Here is an 8,586-nt window from a genome sequence, read left to right on the forward strand (position 1 = left end):
CCCGCCGGCGGCGGCCGCGCGGCCCGCGGCGTCGGCGGCGGCCCGGGCCCGGTTGGCCCGGGAGTCCTCGGGCTCCAGCGGGATCGGGGATCCGCGCAGCGGCTCGTCGGCGGTACGGGGCAGGGTGAGGCGGAACTGGGAGCCGCCGCCGGGCTCGCCCCAGGCCTGGAGCCAGCCGCCGTGCAGCCGGGCGTCCTCGACGGCGATGGACAGGCCCAGGCCGGTGCCGCCGGTGGTGCGGGCCCGGGCGGGGTCGGCGCGCCAGAAGCGGTTGAAGACGCGGGTGGCCTCGCCGGGCTTGAGGCCGACGCCGTAGTCGCGGACGGCGACGGCGACGGCCCCGCCGGCCGAGGCGAGGCGGACGACGACGTCGCGGCCCTCGCCGTGCTCGACGGCGTTGACGACGAGGTTGCGCAGCACCCGCTCGACGCGCCGGGGGTCGGCCTCGGCGATGACGGGCTGGGTGTCGCCGAGGACGCGGATGCGGGTGCCCTTGTGCTCGGCGAGCGGTTCGGCGCCGTCGATGACCCGGCGGACGACGTCCCTCAGGTCTATGGGCTCGGCCTGGAGGTCGGCGGCGCCCGCGTCGAAGCGGCTGATCTCCAGCAGGTCGGCCAGGAGCGACTCGAACCGGTCGAGCTGTCCGGCGAGCAGTTCGGCGGAGCGCGCGGTCACCGGGTCGAAGTCGACGCGGGCGTCGTGGATGACGTCGGCTGCCATGCGGACGGTCGTCAGCGGGGTGCGCAGCTCGTGGGAGACGTCCGAGACGAAGCGGCGCTGCAGCCGGGACAGCTCCTCCAGCTGCTGGATCTTGTTCTGGAGGTTCTGCGCCATCTTGTTGAAGGCCTCGCCCAGGCGTGCGATGTCGTCTTCGCCGGTGACCTTCATCCGCTCCTTGAGCCGGCCGGCGGAGAGCCGCTCGGCGATCCCGGCGGCCATCCGGACGGGGGTCACGACCTGGCGTACGACGAGCCAGGCGATGGCGCCGAGCAGCACGACCACGAACACGCCGGCGGTGGCGATGGTGACCTTGACCAGGTTGAGGGACTCCTCCTCCTGGGTGAGCGGGAAGAGGTAGTACAGGTCGTAGGGGTCGCCGTTGATGTCGGTGAGCCGCTTGCCGACCACCAGGGCCGGCTCGGGGTGCTTGCCGGTCCCGGCGGTGTAGCGGATCTGCGAGAACGTCTTGAAAGTGCCGGTGTTGTGGTTGACGGCCTTGCGCAGGTCCAGCGGGACGCTGGCGGTCGGGTCGACGTTGCCGGAGGCGCGGGCGCCCTTGACGCCCTGGCTGGTGGGGGCCTGCTCGCCGGTGCCCGCGCCGAGCGCGGCCACCTCGAAGGCGGTCTGCCCGCCGCTGGCGAGCTGCTTGACGAGCGAGTTCATCCAGGTGCTGGCGTCGCGGCCGACCTTGTTGTCGGCGGCGTCGGCCGCGTCCGAGGCGGAGGGGGTGTTGGCCTTCTCCTGTGCGACCGCGAACCCGCCGGCGGCCTGGCTCTGCGCGGCCTCCTCCTTGGCGTCGAGGAGGCCCTTGCTGACCTGGGCGATGACGACGAAGCCGAGCGCGAGGACGACCGCCAGCGACATCAGCAGGGTCGCGGCGACCACCCGCAGCTGGATGTTGCGCCGCCATATGCGGACAGCCGGCAGCAGCGGCCGGCGCACGAGGCGTACGCACAGCCGCAGCAGGGGGCCGCCGGGGGCTCCGTCGGCCATCTGACGGAGCTGCCGGCCGCCCCGCAGGGCTCCCCGGCGGGAGCCGCTCCGGGCCTTGCCGGACTGCACGTCAGCTGGGTCCGGCCTTGTAGCCGACACCGCGCACCGTCACGACGATCTCCGGGCGCTCGGGGTCCTTCTCGACCTTGGAGCGCAGTCGCTGCACGTGCACGTTCACCAGGCGGGTGTCCGCGGCGTGCCGGTAGCCCCAGACCTGCTCCAGCAGCACCTCGCGGGTGAAGACCTGCCAGGGCTTGCGCGCGAGGGCGACCAGCAGGTCGAACTCCAGCGGGGTCAGGGCGATGGAGGTGCCGTCGCGCTTGACCGAGTGCCCGGCCACGTCGATGACCAGGTCACCGATGGCCAGCTGCTCGGGCGCGGGCTCCTCCGAACGGCGCAGGCGCGCCCGGATGCGGGCGACCAGCTCCTTCGGCTTGAACGGCTTGACGATGTAGTCGTCGGCACCGGACTCCAGGCCCACGACGACGTCCACCGTGTCGCTCTTGGCGGTGAGCATGACAATAGGCACGCCCGACTCGGCGCGGATCAGCCTGCACACCTCTATGCCGTCCCGTCCGGGCAGCATGAGGTCGAGCAGCACCAGGTCCGGCTTGGCCTCCCGGAAGGCAGCCAGTGCCTTGTCACCGTCCGCTACGAACGACGGCTCAAAACCTTCTCCACGCAGCACAATGCCGAGCATCTCGGCCAGCGCGGTGTCGTCGTCGACGACGAGGACGCGTCCCTTCATGGTTGACATCATCCCATTAGCCAATCGTTACCTGGCGGTGAGCTGTCCCACAGCCAAAAGGGCTGGAAATCGCCCCTCGGACCTGCGTGGAGATCAGGACGGACAGTCTGCCCCGGATCCGCGCGACAATTGAAGGGACGAGCGGACGGGGTTCCAGGGGACGGCCGGTCCTTCCCGGGCCTCCCCATGGCACGATGACAGCCGACCAGCGCGCCCGCCACGGCAGGTGCACGTGAAGGAGCGACGATGAACGACTCTCCGGGCTGGGCCGCGCCCGGATCCCCGTCCGACGGCCAGGGCCCCGACGCCGCCCAGCAGCCGCCCTCGGAAGGCGCCGGCGCCTCCAAGTGGTCCGCCGCCCAGCCGCCGCCGGGCCAGTGGGGCAGCCCCGCCGCCGGCCAGACCCCGCCGCCCCCGCCGCAGCAGGGCGCCGGCTGGGGCTCGTACCCCTCCACGCCCGGGCAGCAGCCCGCCACCCCCTACGCCCACGGCAACCCCGGCGGCGGCTGGGGCGGCCCGCCGCCCGCCGCCAAGCCCGGCGTGATCCCCCTGCGCCCCCTCGGCCTCGGCGAGATACTGGACGGCGCCGTCGCCACCCTGCGCGGCCACTGGCGCTCCGTGCTCTCCATCAGCCTCGTCGTCGCCGCCCTGACCGAGATCGCCCTGCTCGCCGCCCAGCGCCTCACCATGGACAGCCTCCCGCTGCCCTCCACCGAGCCCGCCACCCCGCGCGAGGCCGTCCGCGCCCTGGGCGACACCGGCCTCCTGTACGGCTTCCAGTACTACCTGGAGCTCCTCGGCCTGATCCTGGTCACCGCCCTGCTGGCCCCCGCCGTCAGCCGCGCCGTCCTCGGCCGCACCTCCACCCTCGGCGGCACCCTCCAGGCCGTACGCCCGCTGGCCCCGCGCATGCTCGGCCTCACCGGCCTGCTCATGCTCGGCGCCCTCGCCGCCGGCCTGCTCCCGGCCCTGCCGGGCCTCCTCGTCGGCAGCGCCGCCCTGGCCGCCCTCGGCGTCCCCGTCGGACTGGTGCTGCTCGCCTGGTTCTACGTGACCTTCGCGCTGGCCCCGCCCGCGCTGATGCTGGAACGCGGTACGCCGATCACCGCCCTCAAGCGCTCCGCCAAGCTGGTCAAGGGCTCCTGGTGGCGCGTCTTCGGCATCAGCCTGCTGACCTGGGTGATCCGGACCATCACCTCCACCGTGATCGTCATGCCCTTCGCCGCCATCGCCGTGGCCACGGCCCCCGGCGGCCTCAGCGGCTTCCTCGACGGCTCCGCCGCCCGCAACTGGACCGTCCTGATCATCTCCGGCATCGGCTCGGTCATCGCCGCCACCGTCACCACCCCGATGCAGACGGGCGTCACCACCCTCCTCTATATCGACCAGCGCATCCGCCGCGAGGCCCTCGACCTGGAGCTCGCCCGCGCCGCCGGCGTCGAGGGCTACGACAGCACCTCCCCCACCGCCCCCACCGGAGGCTGACGCGCCGCATGAGGACGGGGGGACCCATCACCATCGCCGCCACCGCGGGCGGCGACACACCACCGCTGACCACCGGACGCGAGGCCGCCCGCGAGGCGGCCGAGCGCGAGCTGGCCAAGCCCATCTACCACCAGGACGAGCCGGGGCTGCTCCAGCGCGCCCTGGACCGCTTCTGGGAGTGGCTGGGCGAGTTCTTCGACCGCGCCTCCGGGGCCACCCCGGGCGGCGGCCTCGGCCTGCTCGCCATCACCCTGGTGGTCGCCTTGGCCGTCGCCGCCCTCTGGTGGCGGCTGGGCACCCCCCGCCGCGCCGCCCGCAGCGCCACCGCCCTCTTCGACGACGGCCCGCGCAGCGCCGCCGACCACCGCGCGGCCGCCGACGCCCACGCCGCCGCCGGCCGCTGGAACGAAGCCGTCCGCGAACGCATGCGCGCCGTCGTCCGCTCCCTGGAGGAACGCACCCTCCTCGACCCGCGCCCCGGCCGTACCGCCGACGAGGCCGCCGCCGAAGCCTCCCGCTCCCTCCCCGCCCACGCCGACGAGCTCCGCGCCGCCGCCCGCGCCTTCGACGACGTCACGTACGGCGGCCGCACCGCCGACCCCGACACCTACGCCCGCCTGCGCACCCTCGACCTCACCCTGGACCGCACGAAGCCGACCCTGACGGGCCCCACCCCATGACCGGCCACCAGCCCCCGCCCCCAGGCGACGCCACCGAGCCCGGCGGAGCCGCGACGGAGCCCAGTCCCACCCCCACGGGACCCCACCGGGCCGCCACCGAGCCGCCCGGCCGGGCCGCGACCGACCCGTCGGACGGCGTCACCGCCCCCGCACCCCGCCCGGGCCGGACCCCCGCCACCCCGGGCACCGCGCCGGCCCCCACCGCTCCCGCGCCCGACCGCGCCCACGCCACCGAGCCCGGCGGAGCCACCCCCGCACCCGGCCCCGCCGACCCGGCCCGGGGACGGGCCGGGCGGGCCGCCACCTCCGCCGCCCTCACCCCCGCCCAGCTCTGGACCCGGGCCCGCGGGCTGCTCCTCGCGCTCGCCGTCCTCCTCGCCGCCGCCGTCGCCCTCGCCGGGCTCCAGGCCGGCGACCGGCACGGCCGCCTCGACCCCCGCTCCGCCGACCGCGACGGCAGCCGCGCCCTCGCCCAGCTCCTCAAGGAACGCGGCGTCACCACCCGCGTCGTCACCAACGCCGACGAGGCCGCCGCCGCGGCCGGCCCCCGCACCACCCTCCTCGTCGCCGACCCCGACCTCCTCGGCCCACCCCAGCGCCGCGCCATCCGCTCCGCCATCGACCTCTCCGGCGGCCGCACCGTCCTCGTCGCCCCCAGCAGCACCGTCCTCCCCGAGCTGGCCCCCGCCGCCCGCACCCGGGGCTTCGCCCACCAACGCGACCTCGACCCCGCCTGCACCCTGCCCACCGCCACCACCGCCGGACGCGCCGGCACCGGCGACGGCCTCCGCTACACCACCGACCTCCCCGGCGCCACCGGCTGCTACCCCAGCGACGGCCACGCCACCGTCCTCGTCCTGCCCGGCACCACCAAGGGCGGCGACACCGTCCTCCTCGGCTCCGAGCGCATCCTGCTCAACCGGCGCCTCACCGAGGAGGGCAACGCCTCCCTCGCCCTCCAACTCCTCGGCTCCCGCCCCGAACTCGTCTGGTACCTGCCCACCCTCGCCGACATGCCCGCCGACGGCCCCGCCGAGGACAAGAGCCTCCTCGACCTCGTCCCGCCCGGCTGGTACTGGGCCCTGCTCCAGCTCTTCGCCGCCGCCGCGGCCGCCGCCCTCTGGCGCGCCCGCCGCCTCGGCCCCCTCGTCACCGAGGACCTGCCCGTCGCCATCCGCGCCTCCGAAACCACCGAAGGCCGCGCCCGCCTCTACCGCAAGGCCTCCGCCCGCGACCGCGCCGCCACCGTGCTGCGCGCCGCCGCCCGCGAACGCCTCGCCGCGCTGGTCGGCGTACCCGCCTCCCAGGCCCACGACCCGACGGCCCTGACCGCCGCCGTCTCCGCCCGCCTGCCCGCACCCCCCGACGCCGGAAGCGACGTCACCACCCTCCTCTTCGGCCCCACTCCCGCCGACGACGCGGCACTCGTCGCGCTCGCCGACCACCTCGACGCCCTCGAAAGAGAGGTCCGTACCTCATGACGGCCACCACGGACAGCGCCCGCTCCTCCCTGGAAGCGCTCCGCACCGAGATCGCAAAGGCCGTGGTCGGCCAGGACTCCACCGTCACCGGTCTGGTCGTCGCCCTCCTGTGCCGCGGCCACGTCCTCCTCGAAGGCGTCCCCGGCACGGCCAAGACCCTCCTCGTCCGTGCCCTCGCGGCCTCCCTCGAACTCGACACCAAGCGGGTCCAGTTCACCCCCGACCTGATGCCCAGCGACGTGACGGGCTCCCTGGTCTACGACGCCCGCACCGCCGAGTTCTCCTTCCAGGACGGCCCCGTCTTCACCAACCTCCTCCTCGCCGACGAGATCAACCGCACGCCCCCGAAGACCCAGTCCTCCCTCCTGGAGGCCATGGAGGAGCGCCAGGTCACCGTCGACGGCACCCCCCGCAAGCTCCCCGAGCCCTTCCTCGTCGCCGCCACCATGAACCCCGTCGAGTACGAGGGCACGTACCCGCTCCCCGAGGCCCAGCTCGACCGCTTCCTGCTCAAGCTCAACGTCCCCCTGCCCTCCCGGGCCGACGAGATCGGCGTCCTGACCCGGCACGCCGCCGGCTTCGACCCGCGCGACCTGCACTCCGCCGGCATCCGCCCCGTCGCCGGCGCACGGGAACTCGAAGCCGCCCGCGAGGCCGTCACCCACGTCACCGTCTCCCCCGAGATCACCGGCTACGTCGTCGACCTCTGCCGCGCCACCCGCGAATCGCCGTCCCTCACCCTCGGAGTCTCCCCGCGCGGCGCCACCGCCCTGCTGGCCACCTCCCGCGCCTGGGCCTGGCTCACCGGCCGCGACTACGTCACCCCCGACGACGTCAAGGCCCTCGCACTGCCCACCCTGCGCCACCGCGTCCAGCTCCGCCCGGAAGCCGAGATGGAGGGCGTCACAGCCGACTCCGTCATCACGGCGATCCTCAGCCACGTCCCCGTCCCCCGCTGATGGCCCTCACCGGACGCGCCGCCCTCCTGGCGGCCCTCGGCAGCCTCCCCGTCGGCCTCCTCGAACCGAGCTGGACGGGCCTCCTCGCCGTCAACGGCACCATCGGCCTGGCCTGCGCCGTCGACTACGCCCTCGCCGCGCCCGTCCGCACCCTGCGCCTGGCCCGCTCGGGCGACACCTCGGTGCGTCTCGGCGAGACCGCCGACGTCCACCTCACCGTGACCAACCCCGGCACCCGCCCGCTCCGCGCCCGCGTCCGCGACGCCTGGCCCCCCAGCAGCTGGACGCCGGGAACGGAAGCCGCCGCCTCCCGCCACGAGGTCACCGTCCCCGCCGGCGAACGCCGCCGCCTCACCACCCGCCTGCGCCCCACCCGGCGCGGCGACCGGCGGGCGGACCGCGTCACGATCCGCTCGTACGGCCCGCTGGGCCTCCTCGCCCGCCAGGGCTCCCACACCGTCCCCTGGACGGTCCGCGTCCTGCCCCCGTTCACCAGCCGCAAGCACCTCCCGTCCCGCCTCGCGCGCCTGCGCGAACTCGACGGCCGCACCAGCGTCCTGACGCGCGGCGAGGGCACCGAGTTCGACAGCCTCCGCGACTACGTCCCCGGCGACGACACCCGCTCCATCGACTGGCGCGCCACCGCCCGCCGCCCCAAGGTCGCCGTCCGCACCTGGCGCCCCGAACGCGACCGGCACATCCTCATCTGCCTGGACACGGGCCGCACCTCGGCCGGCCGCGTCGGCGACGCCCCCCGTCTGGACTCCGCCATGGACGCGGCCCTGCTGCTGGCCGCCCTCGCCACCCGCGCCGGCGACCGCGTCGACCTGCTGGCCCACGACCGCCGCACCCGCGCCCTCGTCCAGGGCCGCGCCTCCGCCGACGTCCTGCCGGCCTTCGTGAACGCGATGGCCGGCCTCGAACCCGAACTGGTCGAGACGGACTCCCGCCACCTGGTCTCCACCATCCTCCGCAGCGCCCCGCGCCGCTCCCTGGTGGTCCTCCTGACGAGCCTGGACGCGGCCCCCGTGGAAGAGGTCCTGCTCCCGCTCCTCCCCCGCCTGACCCAGCGCCACACGGTGGTCCTGGCCTCGGTCGCCGACCCCCACATCGCGTCGATGGCCGCCTCCCGCGGCTCGGTGGACGCGGTCTACGAGGCGGCCGCCGCGACCCAGACCCAGTCCCAGCGCCACCGCACGGCGGACCAGCTCTCCCGCCACGGCGTCCACGTCGTCGACGCCACCCCGGACACCCTGGCCCCCACCCTCGCGGACACCTACCTGTCCCTGAAAGCGGCGGGCCGGCTCTAGAGGTCGACGCGCTTCAGGTCGACACGATGACGGTGGGGGATCGTCTGGTACCAGACGATCAGCCACTCGTCCTCGTAGGTACGCAGCCGCACGGGCGCCGGAAACCCTGGAGCACCCAGCGTCTGCATGCAGGCCGTAAACGCAGAAAAGCCCCGCACCAGAGCTGGTGCGGGGCTTTCCCACAATGATTGTTCGGCGGCGTCCTACTCT

At 75.1% G+C, this 8,586-nt stretch carries 7 protein-coding genes; 5 read left to right on the plus strand and 2 right to left on the minus strand.

Features of this window, described 5'->3' with window-relative positions:
* Window positions 1-1,713: MtrAB system histidine kinase MtrB (gene mtrB / locus WDV06_RS34995; protein ID WP_395513856.1), on the minus strand; the 1,713-nt coding region annotated here is incomplete at its 3' end.
* A 70-nt stretch (window positions 1,714-1,783) separates the two neighbouring features.
* Window positions 1,784-2,473, minus strand: a complete 690-nt coding sequence (gene mtrA / locus WDV06_RS35000; protein WP_351886995.1) for a two-component system response regulator MtrA — start codon at window positions 2,471-2,473, stop codon at window positions 1,784-1,786.
* Between the two features lie 234 nt (window positions 2,474-2,707).
* On the opposite strand from mtrA, the gene WDV06_RS35005 reads away from it, so the two are divergent.
* Genes WDV06_RS35005 through WDV06_RS35025 form a run of 5 tightly spaced genes read left to right on the plus strand, consistent with a single transcriptional unit; the run spans window position 2,708 to window position 8,376 of the window.
* On the plus strand, window positions 2,708-3,946 hold the full coding sequence (locus tag WDV06_RS35005; RefSeq protein WP_395513851.1) for a hypothetical protein: 1,239 nt from the start codon (window positions 2,708-2,710) through the stop codon (window positions 3,944-3,946).
* Window positions 3,947-3,954: 8 nt separating this feature from the next.
* Window positions 3,955-4,626, plus strand: coding sequence for a DUF4129 domain-containing protein (locus WDV06_RS35010; RefSeq protein WP_395513852.1), 672 nt, complete (start codon window positions 3,955-3,957; stop codon window positions 4,624-4,626).
* Window positions 4,623-6,107: a DUF4350 domain-containing protein gene (locus WDV06_RS35015; protein WP_395513853.1), complete on the plus strand. Its 1,485-nt coding sequence runs from the start codon at window positions 4,623-4,625 to the stop codon at window positions 6,105-6,107. The genes WDV06_RS35010 and WDV06_RS35015 overlap by 4 nt, the downstream gene beginning before the upstream one ends.
* Complete coding sequence (locus WDV06_RS35020; RefSeq protein ID WP_395513854.1) at window positions 6,104-7,066, plus strand: AAA family ATPase; 963 nt, start codon at window positions 6,104-6,106, stop codon at window positions 7,064-7,066. Before WDV06_RS35015 ends, WDV06_RS35020 begins: the two co-directional genes overlap by 4 nt.
* Window positions 7,066-8,376 (plus strand): DUF58 domain-containing protein, encoded by a 1,311-nt coding sequence (locus tag WDV06_RS35025; protein WP_395513855.1) that lies wholly within the window; start codon window positions 7,066-7,068, stop codon window positions 8,374-8,376. Before WDV06_RS35020 ends, WDV06_RS35025 begins: the two co-directional genes overlap by 1 nt.
* Window positions 8,377-8,586: the final 210 nt, after the last annotated feature.

This window comes from Streptomyces racemochromogenes (assembly GCF_044129415.1).
In the GTDB taxonomy this organism is placed as follows: Bacteria; Actinomycetota; Actinomycetes; order Streptomycetales; family Streptomycetaceae; genus Streptomyces; species Streptomyces racemochromogenes_A.

Excerpts from the sequence above, each read along its gene's own strand:
- WDV06_RS35025 (WP_395513855.1), top strand. The coding sequence starts at position 7,066 with ATGGCCCTCACCGGACGCGCCGCCCTCCTGGCGGCCCTCGGCAGCCTC.
- WDV06_RS35015 (WP_395513853.1), top strand. The coding sequence starts at position 4,623 with ATGACCGGCCACCAGCCCCCGCCCCCAGGCGACGCCACCGAGCCCGGC.
- WDV06_RS35020 (WP_395513854.1), top strand. The coding sequence starts at position 6,104 with ATGACGGCCACCACGGACAGCGCCCGCTCCTCCCTGGAAGCGCTCCGC.
- WDV06_RS35010 (WP_395513852.1), top strand. The coding sequence starts at position 3,955 with ATGAGGACGGGGGGACCCATCACCATCGCCGCCACCGCGGGCGGCGAC.
- mtrA (WP_351886995.1), bottom strand. The coding sequence starts at position 2,473 with ATGATGTCAACCATGAAGGGACGCGTCCTCGTCGTCGACGACGACACC.
- WDV06_RS35005 (WP_395513851.1), top strand. The coding sequence starts at position 2,708 with ATGAACGACTCTCCGGGCTGGGCCGCGCCCGGATCCCCGTCCGACGGC.